Origin of the sequence: Ruegeria intermedia (genome assembly GCF_900129345.1) — a bacterium.
Taxonomy (GTDB): domain Bacteria; phylum Pseudomonadota; class Alphaproteobacteria; order Rhodobacterales; family Rhodobacteraceae; genus Ruegeria; species Ruegeria intermedia.
Genome location: NZ_FQVK01000005.1, coordinates 136,691 through 153,796, shown reverse-complemented (window position 1 = coordinate 153,796; position 17,106 = coordinate 136,691). Strand labels below are relative to the sequence as shown.

The window sequence follows — 17,106 nt, the reverse complement described above, 5'->3', positions numbered from 1 at the left end:
CCCGCAAAACCGTCAGCCTGCTTGACTCTTGCCTTGCGGCGCGCGACAGACGCGGATGTTTTCTGAGGCACTGACACGGGCGATTTTCCGGGCGCGCAGCATCCGGTCGCAAGGGGTATTGGCATGAGCGGCGTACAGATGATCACGGTCGAGCCGGGCGACGGCGACCAGAGGTTGGACCGCTGGTTGCGGCGCCTGTTCCCGCATGTCAGCCAGGGCCGGATCGAAAAGATGTGCCGCAAGGGCGAGCTGCGCGTGGACGGGGGGCGGGTCAAGGGCTCGACCCGGCTGCAGGCGGGGCAGGTGGTGCGCGTGCCGCCCCTGCCGGACCCGGATCACAAACCGGCCCCGACCCGCCCCCGCGTGACCGATGCCGAAGCGAAAATGATCCAGTCCTGCGTGATCTATCGGGATGACCACGTGCTGGCCCTGAACAAGCCCCACGGCCTGCCCGTTCAGGGCGGCAGCGGTCAGGCCCGGCATGTGGACGGCCTATCCGAGGCGCTGCGCTTCGGCTATGACGAGAACCCGCGGCTGGTGCACCGGCTCGACAAGGACACCTCGGGCGTGCTGCTGATGGCGCGCACGCGCGAAGCGGCCAAGGGGCTGACCGCGGCCTTCCGGCACCGCAATACGCGCAAGATCTACTGGGCTCTGGTGGCTGGTGTGCCGACGCCGTATCTGGGCGAGATCAAGACCGGGCTGGTCAAGGCCCCCGGTCATGGCAAGCAGGGCGAGGGCGAAAAGATGATCGCCGTCCACCTGAACGAGATCGACAGCACGCCGGGCGCCAAGCGGGCGCACACGCTCTATGCCACGCTGTATCGGGTGGCCAGCCGTGCATCCTGGGTGGCGATGGAGCCCGTCACCGGCCGCACCCATCAGCTGCGCGCGCATATGGCGGCCATCGGGCACCCGATCATCGGCGATGGGAAATATGGCGGCTCGGGTCAGGAAAACCTGGGCGACGGCTGGGGCGCACAGTTGGGCGGGGTCATCAGCAAAAAGCTGCATCTGCACGCCCGGACCGCGTCGTTCAAACATCCGGTGACCGGCAAGCAGATCACGATCAACGCCCCGCTGCCGCCGCACATGAAGGACAGCTGGGATACCTTGGGCTGGACCGAGGATCTGGCCGCCGAGGATCCGTTCGAGGCGCTGCGATGACCGCGCCGCTGCGACTGGTTCTGTTCGATGTGGACGGGACGCTGGTGGACAGTCAGGCCAGCATCGTGTCGGCCATGACCGCGAGTTTCCAGGCGGTGTCGCTGCCGGTGCCGGATCGCGCCGCGATCCTGTCGATCGTGGGCCTTTCCCTGCCGGTGGCGATTGCGCGCCTCGTGCCCGATCAGCCGCCGCGAATGCAGGCCCGGCTGGTCGATGGCTACAAGCAAGCCTACCACGCGCAGCGCCTTCAGCAGGGCGCCGCCGGCTCGCCCCTGTTCCCCGGTGCCCGCGACGTCATCGACCGGCTGCACGCCACCCCCGAGATCCTGTTGGGCGTGGCCACGGGCAAGTCGCAACGCGGCCTGGACGCGCTGCTTGAGGTGCACGGGCTTGAGCAGGTTTTCGTCACCCGGCAGGTGGCCGACCATCACCCGTCGAAACCGCATCCCTCGATGATCGCAACGGCCCTGTCCGAAACCGGCGTCGCACCGGGCGACGCGGTGATGATCGGCGATACGAGTTTCGACATGGAAATGGCGCAGGCGGCGCGCGTTCACGGTATCGGTGTGGCCTGGGGCTATCACGACCGGGCCCGTCTGGCGGCCGCGCGAAAGGTGATCGACAGCTTTGACCAACTGCCCGGCACGCTGGCAGAATTCTGGGGACAAGAGCATGAGTGACTGGAAACCGAAACGCTTCTGGACATCAAGCGCCGTGGTCGAGACTGACGGCGGCTATACCGTCGAACTGGACGGGCGCCGGGTGAAGACGCCGGCCAAGGCGGCTCTGGTGCTGCCCACCCGGGCCATGGCCGAAGCGGTGGCGCGGGAATGGGATGCGCAGGAAAAAGAAATCGATCCCGCGACCATGCCCTTTACCCGCTCGGCCAATGCCGCGATCGACAAGGTGACGCATCAGCATGCCGAGGTCGCCGACATGTTGGCCGACTATGGCGATTCCGACCTGCTGTGCTATCGCGCAACCCATCCGCGGGAACTGGCCCGGCGTCAGGCCGAACAGTGGGACCCGGCGCTGGACTGGGCTGCCGAAACGTTGGGCGCGCGCCTTCAGGTGGTTGCGGGCGTGGTGCATCAGCCGCAGCCTGCCGAAGCCGTAAACAGGCTGCGCGACATGGTACACGCGCTGGACGCGTTCCGTCTGGCGGCCTTTCACGATCTGGTGAGCCTGTCGGGGTCGCTGATTCTGGGTTTTGCCGCTGCCCGGAATTGGCGTAAACCGGACGAGATATGGCGCATTTCGCGACTGGATGAATCGTGGCAGGCCGAGCAATGGGGCGACGACGACGAAGCCGTTCAGGCCGCCGAGATCAAAAGGGCCGCCTTCCTGCACGCCAAACAGTTCCACGACCTATCGATCTGAGCCTTTTTGGTCCTGATTTGAGAGACACGCCCGCCCCGCCCGTGTGATCTCATCGATTTCCATGATCCGGCCCTTGACGTTTGTTTATGAATGCGCCCAAACTCGGGCGCACTAAAGGGGAGACACCTTTTGGGTAACCGGTCCGGCTACCTTGCGTGTCGGATAAAAGCCCGTCCCGGATCGGGGCGGGAAATCAGGAAGAGGTAAAAATGAAAAAATCCGTAATCTTGGGCGCGGCGACGATTGCCGGTCTGGCTGCTGGCGCGGCCGCGGCGGGAACCATGGACGACGTCAAGGCGCGCGGCAAACTGAACTGCGGTGTGACCACCGGTCTGGTCGGTTTTGCGGCCCCCGACGCCAACGGCGAATGGCAGGGCTTTGACGTGGCCGTGTGCCGCGCCGTCGCCGCCGCCGTTCTGGGCGACGCGAACGCCGTCGAATTCGTGCCCACCACCGGCAAGACCCGCTTTACCGCTCTGGCGTCGGGCGAGGTCGACATGCTGGCGCGCAACACCACCTGGACCTTCAGCCGCGACGTCGACCTGAAGTTCGAATTCGTCGGCATCAACTACTATGACGGTCAGGGCTTCATGGTGCCCAAGTCGCTGGGCGTCAGCTCGGCCAAGGAACTGGACGGCGCAACCGTCTGCATCCAGACCGGCACCACCACCGAGCTGAACCTGGCGGACTTCTTCCGCTCGAACAATATCAGCTACGAGCCGGTTCCGATCGAAACCAACGCCGAAGCGCAGCAGCAGTACCTGGCCGGTGCCTGTGACGTGTACACCACCGACGCATCGGGCCTGGCCGCGACCCGCGCCACGTTCGAAAACCCCAATGATCACGTTCTGCTGCCCGAAATCATCTCGAAAGAGCCGCTGGGCCCGCTGGTCCGCCACGGCGACAACGAGTGGGGCGACGTGGTTCGCTGGACCCTGAACGCGCTGATCTCGGCCGAAGAGCTGGGCATCACCTCGGCCAATATCGACGAGATGGCCCAGGGCACCGAGAACCCGGAAATCAACCGCCTTCTGGGGAGCGAAGGCACCCTGGGCGAGATGCTGGGCCTGGACGCCCAGTGGGCGCTGCGCGCGATCAAGGCGGGCGGCAACTATGGTGAAGTGTTTGCCAAGAACATCGGTGAAGACACCCCGATCGGCCTGGCACGCGGCCTGAACGCCCAGTGGACCGACGGTGGCCTGCTGTACTCGCCGCCGTTCCGCTAAAACCCGCATTTGGGGCGCAGGGCAACCTGCGCCCTTTTTGCATCCTTACAAACAACAGGCCCGGTCACGGGGAGCAGGGGAAAACCCTGCCCAGAAAAGAACCGGGATGTCACGGGGATATACATAGGTCATGACGACTCTCACTGACCCGCCGAAGGAGCAGTTCCGGCTGTCCATGCTCCTTTACGATACGCGGTACCGGTCTGCGACCATCCAGGTCATTGCCCTGATCGGTTTCATGCTTCTGGCAGCCTGGATCATCAGCAACACGATGCAGAACCTGGCTGCGCTGGGCAAACCGGTCGAGTTCGGGTTTTTTGCCGAACCCGCCAGCTATGACATCAACCAGCGCCTGATCGACTACACCTCGCGCGATACGCACCTGCGGGCGGCCTTTGTCGGGCTGCTGAACACGTTGGTGGTTGCGGTGCTTGGGTGTGTCACGGCCACCATTCTGGGCGTCGTGATCGGCGTGGCGCGCCTGTCGCACAACTGGATCGTCGCGCGCATCATGACGGTCTATGTCGAGATGTTCCGCAACGTGCCGGTTCTGCTGTGGATCGTGTTCATCATGGCGATCCTGATCGAAACCTTGCCGGCTCCGCGGGCCTTCAGGGGAGAAAACCCCGAAGCCAGCATGATGTTGGGGGATACGGTCGCGATCACCAATCGCGGTGTCTACATTCCCGAGCCGCTGTTCTCGAACACTCTGGGTGACATTCACCTGTTCGGAGACTCGAGTCTGCGGTTCAATGTCAGCCTCGACCTGATGGCCATTCTTGTCGTGCTTGGCATCGGTATCTGGGTTTCCCGGTGGATCAAACGCCGGGCCGACCGCATTCAGGAACAGACCGGTGACCGCCCTGTCACCTGGTGGCAGCGCACCGCGGTGATCGTCGTGCCGATGGCGATCCTTCTGTATCTGCTGGGTTTCCACCTGGGCTACCCGGAACTCAAGGGCTTCAACTTCAAGGGCGGGACGCATCTGCGCAATTCGCTGATCGCGCTTTGGCTGGCCCTGTCGCTGTATACGGCGGCCTTCATCGCCGAGATCGTGCGAGCGGGCATTCTGGCCATTCCGAAGGGCCAGACCGAGGCTGCGGCGGCGCTGGGGCTGCGTCCGCGCCGGATCATGCGGCTGGTGATTCTGCCGCAGGCGCTGCGCGTGATCATCCCGCCGCTGATCTCGAACTATCTCAACCTCACCAAGAACTCGTCGCTGGCGATCGCCGTGGGCTACATGGACATCACCGGCACGCTGGGTGGCATCACCATGAACCAGACCGGGCGTGAACTGGAATGCGTTCTGCTGCTGATGCTGGTGTACCTGTCCATCTCGCTGCTGATTTCGGCGATCATGAACTGGTACAACGAATCCGTGAAACTTAAGGAGCGTTGAGATGTCTGATATCGGATTTGTCCGTACCGAAATGCTCCCCGAGCAGGCGCCGCCCGCTTCCGAAGTCGGGATCATCGGCTGGATGCGGCACAACCTGTTCGACGGCTGGTTCAACTCGGCGTTGACCCTGTTGTCGGTGTACTTCGTCTACAAGGTCCTGGCGGCGCTGGTGCCGTGGATCCTGTCGCCGACCTGGGATGCCGGATCACTGGCCGAATGCCGCGAAATCCTGGCAGGGTTGGGCCGCGAAGGCCACTATGCCGGAGCCTGCTGGGGCGTGATCAACGAACGCTGGATCCAGCTGATCTTCGGCTTCTACCCGGCCGAGCTCTATTGGCGTCCGATTGCGGCCTTCATCCTGCTGGGCGTGGCCCTGGCACCGGTGCTGTTCTCGGACAAGGTGCCGGCGAAACTGCTGGTCTTTTCGGCGCTGTACCCGTTCATCTTCCCGTGGCTTCTGTGGGGTGGAACGATCTGGGGCCCGATTTCGGCGTTGCTGGGTTTCGTGATCGGTTGGCTGGTCTATTCGGCGGTCGACAAGGCCATGAGCAACCTCGTGGGGATCATCGCCGGCACCTTGGCCGCCGTGATCTGGTGGCTGGTCCTGTCCGGGTATTTCGTCGGGGCGATGGACACCATCGCGGCCATCGGCATAGAGCCGGTCGAAAGCCGGAAATTCGGTGGCTTCATGCTGTCGATCACCATCGGCGTCGTCGCCATCGCCTGTTCGCTGCCGCTGGGCATCGTTCTGGCGCTGGGCCGTCAATCCGACCTGATGATCGTCAAGTATCTCTGCGTGGGCTTCATCGAGTTCATCCGGGGGGTTCCGCTGATCACGCTGCTGTTCGTAGCCTCGACCCTGCTGAACATCTTTCTGCCGCCGGGAACGGATTTCGACATCATCCTGCGGGTGCTGATCATGGTGACGCTGTTCGCGTCGGCCTACATGGCCGAGGTGATCCGAGGCGGCCTGGCAGCCCTGCCGCGTGGCCAGTACGAGGGCGCCGATTCACTCGGTCTGAACTACTGGCAGTCGCAGCGGCTGATCATCATGCCCCAGGCGCTCAAGATCTCGATCCCGGGTATCGTGTCGACCTTCATCGGGGTGTTCAAGGACACCACTCTGGTCTCGATCATCGGGCTTCTGGATCCTCTGGGCCTGTCCAACGCAATCCGCGCGGACGCCAACTGGAACGGCATCGTCTGGGAACTGTACGGCTTCATCGCCCTGCTGTTCTTTGCCTTCTGCTTCGGCATGTCCCGCTATTCCATGTATCTGGAGCGCAAGCTCCACACTGGCCATCGTTAAGGAGGGCCCAATGTCTCAACTTGCTGTAGAACGCGAAATCGACCGTTCGAAAATGACGGTGAGCGACGAGGTCGCCATCGAAATCGTCAACATGAACAAGTGGTACGGGGCCTTCCACGTGCTGCGCGACATCAATCTGACCGTCAATCAGGGCGAGCGGATCGTGATCGCGGGGCCGTCGGGTTCGGGCAAATCGACCCTGATCCGCTGCATCAACGCGCTGGAGGAACATCAGGCCGGCAAGATCGTCGTGGACGGGATCGAGCTGACCAGCGACCTCAAGAACATCGACAAGATCCGCTCCGAGGTCGGGATGGTGTTCCAGCACTTCAACCTGTTCCCGCATCTGACGGTTCTGGAAAACTGCACGCTGGCCCCGATCTGGGTGCGCAAGACGCCCCGGAAAGAGGCCGAGGAACGGGCGATGCATTTCCTGGAAAAGGTCAAGATCCCGGAACAGGCCAACAAATATCCCGGCCAGCTTTCGGGTGGTCAGCAGCAGCGTGTGGCGATCGCGCGTTCGCTGTGCATGATGCCCAAGATCATGCTGTTCGACGAGCCGACCTCGGCGCTTGACCCCGAGATGATCAAAGAGGTGCTCGACACCATGATCGAGCTGGCCGAGGAAGGCATGACCATGCTCTGCGTGACGCACGAGATGGGCTTTGCTCGTCAGGTGGCGAACCGCGTGATCTTCATGGATGCCGGCCAGATCGTGGAACAGAACGAGCCCGAAGAGTTCTTCAACAACCCGCAGAGCGAACGCACCAAGCTGTTCCTCAGCCAGATCCTGGGTCACTGAGCGGGGCAGCCCGCGACTTGAGAAAATCGGCAAAGGCGGGGTTTTCCCCGCCTTTTCTATTCCGGCAACTCGCGCGGGATGACGAAGCCCAGCACCTTGCCGCTGTGCCAGTTCACATCCCGCCAATCGTTGATGTCAAAGCGGATCACCGTGGTGGCGCCGGTCGGGTAGTCGAAGAACCTGCCGTGCGACGGCGCTTGTTCCACGATAGCGCCGGCAAACCCGGCGATCCCCGGATTGTGCCCCAGCATCAGCACGGCTTCTCCGGTTGCCGAGGACAGCAGCCGGAACATCCGATCAGGCGAGGCGTGATAGAGGTCGTCGGTACAGGTCAGTTTTTCCGCCTCGAGCCCCATCCGCTCCCAGGTTTCGCGAGTGCGAACGGATGAGGAGCTGAGCAACTCGTCCGGCAGCCATCCCTGTTCTTTCAGCCAGGCCCCGATGGCCGCCGCCGATTTTCGGCCGCGCTTGTTCAACGGACGGGCGTGGTCGCTCAGGCCCGGGGTGTCCCAGCTGGACTTGGCGTGGCGGGTCAGGATCAATGTGCGGGGCATGGCGGGTGAAAGGCCTTCATGTGGTGGGCCGATTGCTCGGGGTCTCGTCCGGCCCCTGCGCTGTGGGGGCAGGCCAGTCGGGCAGCGCAGCCCCCGGTCATGCAGGACTGACCCTCGGCCGTGTCCAGATAGCCGTGGCAGGTCTCGACGTCATAGAACGTTTTGGCGTTCAGCGCCCCCACCGGGCAGGCGGTGGCGCAAGGGGCAGGGCAGGTCAGGCAGGGCGAGGGGGCTGTCGCCTCGGGGATCGGGAATTCATCCGCGAAATGCAGCGCGCCCCGATACGAGATCATCATGCCAACCGTATCATGCACCATTGCACCGACCGGGCTGAGAAAGGCGCGGCCGGATTTCAGCGCCCAGTCGATGAATGGCGTGTAGGGCGGGCCGCCGAATGGGAAATGCGCCTGCGCCCCGAAACGTTCTGCCATCGCGCCGATGACGCGGGTCGACCAGCGATCGACCGGGTCAGAGCCGCCGTCGCGCCATTCGGGCGAGGCCTTGAGCGCAGGCCAGAATGCCCCGGCTGCGCCCAGCAGGATCAATGTGCCGCCGTCGAGACCCTTGGCGCCGCTCAGCCTCGGATGCTGGGCGCCCATCACGATCAGCCCGTGCGCGTGCGCCGCCTTTTCAACCTCGGCATAGTTCATTTCCTGCGAAACGGCAGCGACAGGCTCCAGCCCAGTCTTGTCGGGCGGTCGTCCTGCCATTCGAGACCGATGGTCATGCCGTCATGCCCCTTTCCGGGCTGCGCCACGTAGGTTCCCATCAGGCGGTCCCAGATCGACAGGGCAAAGCCGTAGTTGCTGTCATGTTCCTCCCTCAGCAACGAATGATGCACCCGGTGCATGTCGGGCGTCACCAGAAGCCTACGCAAGACCGCATCCAGAGCAAGAGGCAGTTTCAGGTTCGAGTGGTTGAACAGTGCCGTGCCGTTCAGAAGGATCTCGAACAGCACCACGGCCAGCGCACTGGGTCCCAGCAGATAGACAAGGCCGATCTTGAGCAGCATGGACAGCGCGATTTCCACCGGATGGAACCGGACCGCCGTGGTCACGTCCATGTCTCGGTCCGCGTGGTGAACCCGGTGCAGGCGCCACAGGATCGGCACCTTGTGCGTGACCAGATGTTGCGCCCAGATGGCAAAGTCGAGGATCAGGATGGACAGCACCACCTCGGCCCATGCAGGCCACGACAGATGGTTGAACAGGCCCCAACCCTTTTGCCCCGCATCCAGCGCCGCACCGACCGCCAGCAGCGGCAGGCCCAAAGCCATGAGCCGCAGAACGATGGTGTTGAGGATCGTGATCGACAGGTTGGTGGCCCACCTTTTCGGCCGCCCGTATTGGCGCGGACGGCGCGGCATGAGCGCCTCGGCACTCGCAAAGATGATGAACAGGCCCAGGAAAACGCCCAGGCGAAGGATGGCTTCGTGCTCCATACATTCACAATTGAGCATGTGACGGGGAATCACAAGCCCAGTTGCGTCACGAAGCCGTCAGTCGGGACGGATCAGCGAACCGGCGCCATGTTCGGTGAACAGCTCCAGCAGCACGGCGTTGGGCGCGCGGCCATCCAGGATCACCACGGCGCGCACACCGCTGTGCAGCGCGTCCAGCGCGGTTTCGGTTTTGGGGATCATACCGCCTGCAATGGTGCCCTCGCGGGTCATTTCGCGGATCTGGCCGGCCTTCAACTCGGTCACGACCTCTCCGGCGGCGTTCTTGACGCCGGACACGTCCGTCAGCAGCAGCAGGCGATCGGCCTTCAGTGCCGACGCGATCGCCCCGGCGGCGGTGTCGCCGTTCACGTTGAACGTCTCGCCATTGCGGCCCGCCCCCAGCGGGGCGATCACCGGGATCACGTCATGCGAGAACAGATCATGCAGGATCTTGGGGTTCATTTCGGCGGGTGTGCCGACATAGCCCAGCGACGCGTCGGTTTGCTCACAGGTCATCAGGTTGGCATCCTTGCCCGACAGGCCGACGGCCGTTCCGCCCTGGGCATTGATGGCCTGCACGATGCGCTTGTTAACGATGCCGGACAGCACCATTTCGACCACTTCCACCGTGGCGGCATCGGTGACGCGCTTGCCGTTCACGAACTCGGACCGGATGTCCAGCTTGTCCAGCATCGCGTTGATCATCGGTCCGCCGCCATGCACGACCACCGGGTTCACGCCGACCTGCCGCATCAGCACCACGTCGCGGGCAAAGCTCTCCATCGCTTCGTCGCTGCCCATGGCGTGCCCGCCCAGCTTGATCACGACGATTGCCCCGTCATAGCGCTGCAGGTAGGGCAGGGCGCTGTTGAGCGTGGCGGCGGTGGCTATCCAATCCCGGTTCATGTCCTGTTTCTTCATGGCAGTCGTCCCTCTGGCCTTCCCTGTTAGGGCCTTTGGCCGGACCTGCCAAGCCCGGAACGGGACGGCCGCAGGATTTGTTGCGTGGCGCGCCAAAAGGGGGACGCTGTCGCGCCACGCAGACGGGCGGCACCACTGGGGCACCGCCCGAACCGGTCAGCTGAAGGTGCGCCGAACCGCAGGGATGTTGCTGACCACCAGCAGGTCGACGGCCAGCACCGCAAGCAGCGTCAGCCCGACCAGCGGAAAGGCCATGGCCGTGAACAGCCCGACCAGCACCGCGCCCTTCCACAGGGGCATCTCGGCCGGCATCGGCGGCGCCGCCAGACGGCTGGCGCCGGAGGGCCGCCGCTTGATCCACATGACCACGCCGGACACGCAGACAAAGATCACCGACAGGCAGAACACCACGTTCAGGACAAAGTTCCACAGTCCCGCCAGACCCATATGCAGCGGAATGCCCACCGCCATGGCCTTGCCCATCAGCGAGTAATCCTGGAACCGCACTTCGGCCAGGATCTTGCCGGTGTACTGGTCGACATGGACGGTGCGGTCCTCGGTGGCGTCGGTCGAATCGCCGCTCATGCTGTCGCGGTTCAGGGTCCACACGCCCGTGTCGCCGTTGGGATAGGTGACGCGGAACCGGTTCTGCATGCCCAGGGACTCACCCAGCGCAACCATCGCATCGATATTGACCGGAACGCCCGCCGGTACCCCGGCACCGCCCGCTTCCGAACCCGAGGCCGGCATCGGCGTCTGTTCCAGCGCCCAGGGCACGTCGTTCTGGCTGCCGTGGTTCATGCTGGCATGCAGATCGTCCGACAGTGGGACGTCGTCCCATTTCTCGGCCGGAAAGCTGCTCCAGGCCTGTACGAATTTGCCGCCCCAGATCCCGGTCCAGGACATGCCCGAGATCAGGAACCCGACCAGCAGCAGCGACATCCAGAACCCGGTGACCGCGTGCAGCGATTTCCATAGGGCCCGGCCCCGCGCCCGCAGGTCAGGCACCAGGACCGCCAAAACGTTCCCGCGCGGCCACCACATGTAAAGGCCGGTAAACACCAGCAGCAGCGCCATCCCGGCCGCGATTTCCAGAATGCGGTCGCCGGTATCGCCCATCAGCAGGGTCGAGTGGATGTTGTCGGCCAGATCGTACCACCCCGCGCGACGGTCCCAGACCTGGATCACCTCGCCGGAATACTGGTCGATCGCCACCATGCGCTGGCCGGTTTCGGCTTTGACGCGGAACACGGTTGCCAGATCCGGCGCCTTGGGGCCGATCCATTCGACCACGCGGCCCGGTACGCGGGCCTGCACCAGATCGGCCAGTTCGGATGCGGGCATCGCCTGGCCGGTGATCTCGACTGCGATCTTTTCTCCGTCGCGGCCATCGGCTTGGGTGATGAACATCATCATCAGGCCGGTCACCGCCAGGATGATCAGGAACGGGACGACAAAAAGCCCCGCATAGAAGTGCCACCGCCAGGCGGCCATGTAAAATTTTTGCGCATGCTCGCGCCGGGCCGCCTGCGCGCCCCCGGTTTGGCTGTCTTGTGCCATTTCAGTCTCCAGAAATTCGGAACATCCCCGGCCGGTCGGCCGAGGTTTCAGGTCTTGTTCACGGTTTCAGGAGAGGAGGGGCGGACCCCGGGCATCGTACCGGGCGTAAAAGCCCGCGCTGCGATGGGTGAACTCCACATGCGCCCAACGCGCGGCAACCGGCCAGTCGGCGGGCAGCACCGTTCCCACATCGGGCAATTGGGTTGCCAGTTTCACCCCGCCATAGGGGCAGGCGCCGCGTTCGTCGGTTTCGTCGTGGTCCGGGGCGTGCTCGTCCGGGTCGATCCAGCGCTCGACCGGGCCGTCGCCGGTGCAGATCACCATCATAATCGCCCCGTCCGAGTTGCGCGTGGGCATCCAGCCCATCGGGATCGCACCGGATACCATCACGGCAACCAGAGTCAGAACCGATATGACGCGCAGCAACATCATTCCAGATTGGCGATAATCGAACGCAGCGTCGGGATGCCGTCGCCCTTTTCGGACGAGGTCAGCACGATCTCGGGATAGGCGGCGGGGTGTTTGGACAAGGCGCCGCGCACCTGTCCCAGAACCTTTTCGCGGTCCTTGGCCTTGACCTTGTCGGCCTTGGTCATCACGCATTGAAAGGTCACGGCGCTGGTGTCCAGCAGCTTCATGATCTCGTCATCCACGGGTTTCACGCCGTGGCGGGAATCGATCAGCACGAAGGCCCGGCGCAGGGTTTGCCGTCCGCTCAGATACTGTTTCAGCAGGCGCTGCCATTTCTCGACCACCTTGACCGGCGCATTGGCATAGCCATAGCCGGGCAGGTCAACCAGATACAGGTCGGGGCCTTGGGTGAAGAAGTTGATCTCTTGCGTGCGGCCCGGCGTGTTCGAGGCGCGGGCCAACCCCTTGGTGCCGGTCAGAGCGTTGATCAGGCTGGACTTGCCCACGTTCGACCGGCCGGCGAAACAGACCTCGAGCCGGTCGGGGGCGGGCAGGCCGTTCATCGCCACCACGCCCTTGACGAATTGGGACGGGCCGGCAAACAGCTTGCGGCCTTTTTCCAGGGCGAACGCGTCTGGCTCGGCGGCCAGGGGGAAAGCCAAACTATTCATAGAACCTGTACCTCGTCACCGCGTTTGATCGTGCCGCCGCGGACCACGGTTGCATAGACGCCGAAATCCTGATGATCCCAGCTGCGCAGGGCGCCCAGCGTGTCGGCGTCGCGTTGGCCGGTCTCGGGGTTGGCGGTGGTTGCCAGGCAGCGGGTGATCCGCTCGTTGATGTGAAAGACGGCATCGCCGATCCGGACCTCGCGATCCAGCCAGTCGAATTCTTCCCACAGGGGCAGGCCGTCGAACCAGATGTTGCCCCGCCAGCGACAGATCGACAGCTTGCGGCCCAGCCGCTGCTCGACCGCGCGGTGCGAGGCCATGTTGCACAGGCTGACCGAGGGATAGTCACTGTCGGTCATACCACGGCCAGGAACCCGGACGATCCGTGCAGATGCAGCGCGGTCGGCGGGCATCAGCGGGCGGATCCACTCCAGAAACAGGTCTTGTTCTGTGTCCGGGTGGAAGGTCAGTTCGGGCCGATCCGGGTGGCTGAGGGTCACGCGATCCCTGTCCAGAACGGCCGAGATCGCCATCAGGCGGGGCGCCTTCGCGCCGCGGCTGAAATTGGCGCAGGGCACCCAGTGGGATCCGTCGGCCTTGGACATTTCATGCGCCACCGCCCAAACGCGATCCCCGGGCATGGTCTGCCCGGGGATGAGGGTGACTTCGGGCAGGGCTTCCCTGCCGTGGCTCTTGATCGGATGCCGCCAGATTTCGATGACGGCCCCGGTCATTTGTCGTCCGTCTTCGGTGTCCGCTTGAAACTGGACATGATGTTGCCGAATACGTCAGGCTTGTAGCCCTGGCTGCGCATGATCAGGTACTGCTGGGTGAACGTGATCGTGTTGTTCGCGATCCAGTAGATCACCAGCCCGCTGGCGAAGCTGCCCAGCATGAACATGAAGACCCAAGGCATCCAGGCAAAGATCATGGCCTGGGTCGGATCGGTGGGTGCCGGGTTCAGCTTTTGCTGCAGCCACATCGAGATCCCCAGCAGCAGCGGCAGAATCCCGATGAAGATGGTCGCCATCAGGGTGCCCGGCTCGGGACCGGCCCAGGGCAGCAGGCCGAACAGGTTCATGATCGAGGTCGGGTCCGGCGCGCTCAGATCGCGGAACGGGCCGAACCAGGGCGCGTGGCGCAATTCGATGGTGACGAAAATCACCTTGTACAGCGAGAAGAAGATCGGGATCTGCAGCAGGATCGGCAGGCAGCCGGCGGCCGGGTTGACCTTTTCCTTCTTGTACAGCTCCATCATGCCCTGCTGCAGCTTTTGGCGATCGTCGCCTGCCGCCTCTTTCAGGGCTTCCATCTGCGGCTGAAGCTCTTTCATCTTGGCCATCGAGACGTAGGACTTGAAGGCCAGCGGGAAAAGAATCGCCTTGATGATCAGGGTCAGGCCGATGATCGACCAACCCATGTTGCCGATCAGGGCGTTGATGTTGTGCAGCAACCAGAAAATCGGCTTGGTCAGGAAGAAGAACCAGCCCCAATCGATGCTGTCGATGAATTTCTGAACGCCCTGTGCCTGGTATTCGCGGATGGTTTCCCATTCCTTCGCCCCCGCAAACAACCGGGTGGTGACCTGGGCGGTTTCTCCGGGTGCGACCGTCAAGGTCGGCAGTACGGTTTCCGTCTGATAGATCTTGCGGCGGGCGTCGTATTTCGCGGCGGCCTTGAAGGCCGAACCCGGCTCGGGGATCAGTGTGGTCATCCAGTAGTGATCGGTAAAGCCGATCCAGCCGTTTTCCTTGACCTGATAGACCTCGGCCTGGGCGCGTTCGTTCGGGTCGATGTCGAATTCTCGGACATCCCCGTAATCGACTTCGGACAATGTCCCGTCGGCCATGCCGATCACGCCTTCATGCAGGATGAAGAAATTCTTCAACCCCGGCAGATCGCCCTCCTCGCCCATGCCATGCCGGGCAAGGATGCCATAAGGCGCCATGCCGACCTCGGTCTGGCTCGCGTTTTCAACCGACTGGGTCACCGTGAACATATAGTCTTCGTCCACCGCGATCGTGCGACGGAAGGTCAGGCCCTTGCCGTTGTTCCAGACCAGGGTGACCGGGCTGTCCACGCCCAGCGTTTCGCCACTCTCAACTTGCCACAAGGTATTCGGGCCGGGCACGTCGGTCCCCGCTAGCCCGGCACCGGGGGCCCAACCATACAGCGCGTAATACGCGGATTCCGATCCCACCGGCGACAGAAGTTCGACGATGGGCGCGTCGTCTTCAAGCGAGACCTTGTAGTCCTTCAGAAACAGCTCATCGATCCGGCCACCCGACAGCGAAAGGCTGCCCGTCAGGCGCGGGGTGTCGATCTCGACCCGCGGTGCGTTGGCTTCGGGGGCCGCTTCAGCAGGTTCCGAGGTGGCCTCGCCTATGGTCGAAGGCCCGGCGGCGCTCGGTGTTTGAAGCCCGTCACCGTCGGTCGCACTGATCTCGGTCTGCTCAAGGTTCGTTGCGGGTTCCGGCGGCGGGAACAGCACGAACCACACGAGGATCACGAGAAAGCTGAGCGCGGTTGCGAGGATGAGATTCTTGTTCTGATCGTCCATCGGGGACAGCCACCTTGAGCAGTGAAAGACACCGCAGGGTTCAACAGAGTGCAGCCCGAAAGGTCAAGCGGAATCGCCGCTGATTGCCCGTTGCGGCGGCAATGCGGGCGGCGATTTCAGGAATCGCCTCCCATTTTCCGTCCGATCGCGGGCGCTCCCCTAAGGCCGTTGCGGTGGTTGGTGATCCACTGCAACGTCTCTTCCCGGGGCATCGGTTTGGAAATTCCGTAGCCCTGAACATGGTGGCAGCCCAACTGCGCCATCAGCGCATGCTCGCCAGGGGTCTCGATGCCCTCGGCCAGAGTTTCCAGATTCAGGCGTTCGGCCATCGTCAGTATTGCGCCGACGAGCTGTTGCTGTTCCGGGTCCTTGTCGGCGTTGGTGACAAAGGATCGGTCGATCTTGATGCGGTTCACGTTGAAACGTTTGATCGACGCGAAGGCGGCATGCCCGGTGCCGAAGTCATCCAGGTCGATATGGCAGCCCATGTCGGACATCTGTGCCACGTTGCGCGCAATGATATCGTCGGGATGCCGCGCGAACACGGTCTCGAGAACTTCGACGGCCAGCCGGTCCGGGGTCAGGTCGCACTGGTCCAGTTCCCATTTGAGGCGGTCGATCAGCGTGGGGTCGCGCAGTTCCTCCGACGAAAAGTTGATGCCGATCCTAGGCACCACCGCCCCGGCGCGATCCCAATCGCGCATGGCCGAAAAGGCCTGGTGTCGAATGGCCTGGCCAAGCATTCCCATCAGGTTGGCCTGCTCTGCGAAAGGCAGGAATACTTGCGGGCGCAGGACCCCTTTGGTGGGGTGATTCCAGCGCGCCAGAGCCTCGAAACCGGTGATGTCCCCCGTATCGGTCGAAACCTGTGGCTGAAACCACGGCTGGATTTCGCCGTTGTCCAGCGCGGCTTCAAGCTCTTTGCGAAGATTGACGTGGATCACAGACCGGCGCCGGGTCTCGGAGGTATAGGCCCGGATCGTCGACGGCCCGTTTCGCTGAGCCTCGGACAGCGCAGCCTGCGCGGCCTCGATCCAGTCGGACGCCGGTCCATCGGGAACCATGGACTGCAGGCAGAACCCGATCGAGCAGGACAGGTAGACGCTGACATTGTTGAGCGGCACGGGTTCCTCGACGACGCTTTGAATGCGGCCCGATGCCTGAATGCAGGCCTCGAGTCCGAGCTGCGTGGAGGGGTGCATGGCGATGAGGAACGTGTTTCGGGAAATGCGGGTCGCGACGTCCTGACTGCGGATGACCGATAGAACCCGGTCGCCGAATCGCTGGGCGATGAAGTCTGCGGCGGCGGAACCATGCAGGTCCTGAAGCTCGTCGAACTGGTCCACGGCAATGACCAGACAGGCGGCGTCGCGCCCGGTCTCCCGCGCCGCCAGGTGCATCTGCTCCAGCCGGATTCGGAATGCGTCGTTGGAAACCAGGCCCGCGATATGCTCGCCGTCGGGCACGGCACCGTCAGTCAGGCGCAGGGCGATCAGAAAGGCCAGGGGCAGGCCCAGGGCCGTGACGATCAGCGCGGTTTCCCCGCCCAGCCAGAACGCGGCGAGGCTGAGTGCGGGAACGAAAGCCAGCACCTGCGGAATCGAGAGAACGGTCAGCAGCGCGTGCCGGATCTGTCTGAAGAATGTATGGGTCCGCATCGGGTTTCGACCTTCGTCCTTGGCGTTGTCGTGCCGGACGAGGGTAG

The 17,106-nt window shown here is 63.5% G+C and carries 17 protein-coding genes; 7 read left to right on the top strand and 10 right to left on the bottom strand.

The window, feature by feature from the left end; genetic code table 11:
* The first annotated feature begins 123 nt into the window (after positions 1–123).
* The 7 genes from F3H26_RS05665 to F3H26_RS05635 all read left to right on the top strand — a co-directional run bounded on the left by F3H26_RS05665 (position 124) and on the right by F3H26_RS05635 (position 7,283).
* Positions 124–1,167: an RluA family pseudouridine synthase gene (locus F3H26_RS05665; RefSeq protein ID WP_149775082.1), complete on the top strand. Its 1,044-nt coding sequence runs from the start codon at positions 124–126 to the stop codon at positions 1,165–1,167.
* Positions 1,164–1,847, top strand: a complete 684-nt coding sequence (locus tag F3H26_RS05660) for an HAD-IA family hydrolase (RefSeq protein ID WP_149775081.1) — start codon at positions 1,164–1,166, stop codon at positions 1,845–1,847. Before F3H26_RS05665 ends, F3H26_RS05660 begins: the two co-directional genes overlap by 4 nt.
* Positions 1,840–2,547: an ATP12 family chaperone protein gene (locus F3H26_RS05655; protein ID WP_149775080.1), complete on the top strand. Its 708-nt coding sequence runs from the start codon at positions 1,840–1,842 to the stop codon at positions 2,545–2,547. Before F3H26_RS05660 ends, F3H26_RS05655 begins: the two co-directional genes overlap by 8 nt.
* A gap of 209 nt (positions 2,548–2,756) precedes the next feature.
* Positions 2,757–3,773, top strand: a complete 1,017-nt coding sequence (locus F3H26_RS05650; protein WP_149775079.1) for an amino acid ABC transporter substrate-binding protein — start codon at positions 2,757–2,759, stop codon at positions 3,771–3,773.
* A 130-nt stretch (positions 3,774–3,903) separates the two neighbouring features.
* Entirely contained in the window at positions 3,904–5,172 is a 1,269-nt protein-coding gene (locus F3H26_RS05645) for an amino acid ABC transporter permease (RefSeq protein ID WP_149775078.1), read from the top strand.
* A gap of 1 nt (position 5,173) precedes the next feature.
* Complete coding sequence (locus tag F3H26_RS05640; RefSeq protein ID WP_149775077.1) at positions 5,174–6,481, top strand: amino acid ABC transporter permease; 1,308 nt, start codon at positions 5,174–5,176, stop codon at positions 6,479–6,481.
* Between the two features lie 10 nt (positions 6,482–6,491).
* On the top strand, positions 6,492–7,283 hold the full coding sequence (locus tag F3H26_RS05635) for an amino acid ABC transporter ATP-binding protein (protein ID WP_149775076.1): 792 nt from the start codon (positions 6,492–6,494) through the stop codon (positions 7,281–7,283).
* Between the two features lie 56 nt (positions 7,284–7,339).
* On the opposite strand, the gene F3H26_RS05630 is transcribed toward F3H26_RS05635, so the two are convergent.
* The 10 genes from F3H26_RS05630 to F3H26_RS05585 form a co-directional block, all read right to left on the bottom strand.
* Complete coding sequence (locus F3H26_RS05630) at positions 7,340–7,837, bottom strand: SixA phosphatase family protein (protein WP_149775075.1); 498 nt, start codon at positions 7,835–7,837, stop codon at positions 7,340–7,342.
* Positions 7,822–8,487 (bottom strand): 4Fe-4S dicluster domain-containing protein, encoded by a 666-nt coding sequence (locus F3H26_RS05625; protein WP_149775074.1) that lies wholly within the window; start codon positions 8,485–8,487, stop codon positions 7,822–7,824. Before F3H26_RS05625 ends, F3H26_RS05630 begins: the two co-directional genes overlap by 16 nt.
* Positions 8,484–9,278 carry a sterol desaturase family protein gene (locus F3H26_RS05620; protein ID WP_149775073.1) on the bottom strand — a complete coding sequence of 265 codons (795 nt, stop codon included), beginning with the start codon at positions 9,276–9,278 and terminating at the stop codon, positions 8,484–8,486. Before F3H26_RS05620 ends, F3H26_RS05625 begins: the two co-directional genes overlap by 4 nt.
* A 57-nt stretch (positions 9,279–9,335) precedes the next feature.
* Positions 9,336–10,199: an acetylglutamate kinase gene (gene argB, locus F3H26_RS05615; protein WP_149775072.1), complete on the bottom strand. Its 864-nt coding sequence runs from the start codon at positions 10,197–10,199 to the stop codon at positions 9,336–9,338.
* A gap of 156 nt (positions 10,200–10,355) precedes the next feature.
* The gene (locus tag F3H26_RS05610) at positions 10,356–11,759 is read right to left on the bottom strand and encodes a PepSY-associated TM helix domain-containing protein (RefSeq protein WP_149775071.1); all 1,404 of its coding nucleotides are present in this window, start codon (positions 11,757–11,759) and stop codon (positions 10,356–10,358) included.
* Positions 11,760–11,825: 66 nt separating this feature from the next.
* Entirely contained in the window at positions 11,826–12,191 is a 366-nt protein-coding gene (locus F3H26_RS05605; RefSeq protein WP_223162441.1) for a DUF2946 family protein, read from the bottom strand.
* Positions 12,188–12,841: a ribosome biogenesis GTP-binding protein YihA/YsxC gene (yihA, locus tag F3H26_RS05600; protein ID WP_149775070.1), complete on the bottom strand. Its 654-nt coding sequence runs from the start codon at positions 12,839–12,841 to the stop codon at positions 12,188–12,190. The genes F3H26_RS05605 and yihA overlap by 4 nt, the downstream gene beginning before the upstream one ends.
* Entirely contained in the window at positions 12,838–13,575 is a 738-nt protein-coding gene (locus F3H26_RS05595) for an MOSC domain-containing protein (protein WP_149775069.1), read from the bottom strand. The genes yihA and F3H26_RS05595 overlap by 4 nt, the downstream gene beginning before the upstream one ends.
* On the bottom strand, positions 13,572–15,401 hold the full coding sequence (gene yidC / locus F3H26_RS05590; protein WP_149775068.1) for a membrane protein insertase YidC: 1,830 nt from the start codon (positions 15,399–15,401) through the stop codon (positions 13,572–13,574). Before yidC ends, F3H26_RS05595 begins: the two co-directional genes overlap by 4 nt.
* Before the next feature lie 116 nt (positions 15,402–15,517).
* Positions 15,518–17,059 (bottom strand): putative bifunctional diguanylate cyclase/phosphodiesterase, encoded by a 1,542-nt coding sequence (locus F3H26_RS05585; protein WP_149775067.1) that lies wholly within the window; start codon positions 17,057–17,059, stop codon positions 15,518–15,520.
* Positions 17,060–17,106 lie beyond the last annotated feature (47 nt).

Bases quoted from the DNA above. Each gene is read 5' to 3' on its own strand.
- argB (WP_149775072.1), bottom strand. From the start codon at position 10,199: ATGAAGAAACAGGACATGAACCGGGATTGGATAGCCACCGCCGCCACG.
- F3H26_RS05605 (WP_223162441.1), bottom strand. From the start codon at position 12,191: ATGATGTTGCTGCGCGTCATATCGGTTCTGACTCTGGTTGCCGTGATG.
- F3H26_RS05595 (WP_149775069.1), bottom strand. From the start codon at position 13,575: ATGACCGGGGCCGTCATCGAAATCTGGCGGCATCCGATCAAGAGCCAC.
- F3H26_RS05645 (WP_149775078.1), top strand. From the start codon at position 3,904: ATGACGACTCTCACTGACCCGCCGAAGGAGCAGTTCCGGCTGTCCATG.
- F3H26_RS05650 (WP_149775079.1), top strand. From the start codon at position 2,757: ATGAAAAAATCCGTAATCTTGGGCGCGGCGACGATTGCCGGTCTGGCT.
- F3H26_RS05655 (WP_149775080.1), top strand. From the start codon at position 1,840: ATGAGTGACTGGAAACCGAAACGCTTCTGGACATCAAGCGCCGTGGTC.
- F3H26_RS05630 (WP_149775075.1), bottom strand. From the start codon at position 7,837: ATGCCCCGCACATTGATCCTGACCCGCCACGCCAAGTCCAGCTGGGAC.
- F3H26_RS05585 (WP_149775067.1), bottom strand. From the start codon at position 17,059: ATGCGGACCCATACATTCTTCAGACAGATCCGGCACGCGCTGCTGACC.
- F3H26_RS05665 (WP_149775082.1), top strand. From the start codon at position 124: ATGAGCGGCGTACAGATGATCACGGTCGAGCCGGGCGACGGCGACCAG.
- yidC (WP_149775068.1), bottom strand. From the start codon at position 15,401: ATGGACGATCAGAACAAGAATCTCATCCTCGCAACCGCGCTCAGCTTT.
- F3H26_RS05610 (WP_149775071.1), bottom strand. From the start codon at position 11,759: ATGGCACAAGACAGCCAAACCGGGGGCGCGCAGGCGGCCCGGCGCGAG.
- F3H26_RS05620 (WP_149775073.1), bottom strand. From the start codon at position 9,278: ATGGAGCACGAAGCCATCCTTCGCCTGGGCGTTTTCCTGGGCCTGTTC.
- F3H26_RS05660 (WP_149775081.1), top strand. From the start codon at position 1,164: ATGACCGCGCCGCTGCGACTGGTTCTGTTCGATGTGGACGGGACGCTG.
- F3H26_RS05635 (WP_149775076.1), top strand. From the start codon at position 6,492: ATGTCTCAACTTGCTGTAGAACGCGAAATCGACCGTTCGAAAATGACG.
- yihA (WP_149775070.1), bottom strand. From the start codon at position 12,841: ATGAATAGTTTGGCTTTCCCCCTGGCCGCCGAGCCAGACGCGTTCGCC.
- F3H26_RS05625 (WP_149775074.1), bottom strand. From the start codon at position 8,487: ATGAACTATGCCGAGGTTGAAAAGGCGGCGCACGCGCACGGGCTGATC.
- F3H26_RS05640 (WP_149775077.1), top strand. From the start codon at position 5,174: ATGTCTGATATCGGATTTGTCCGTACCGAAATGCTCCCCGAGCAGGCG.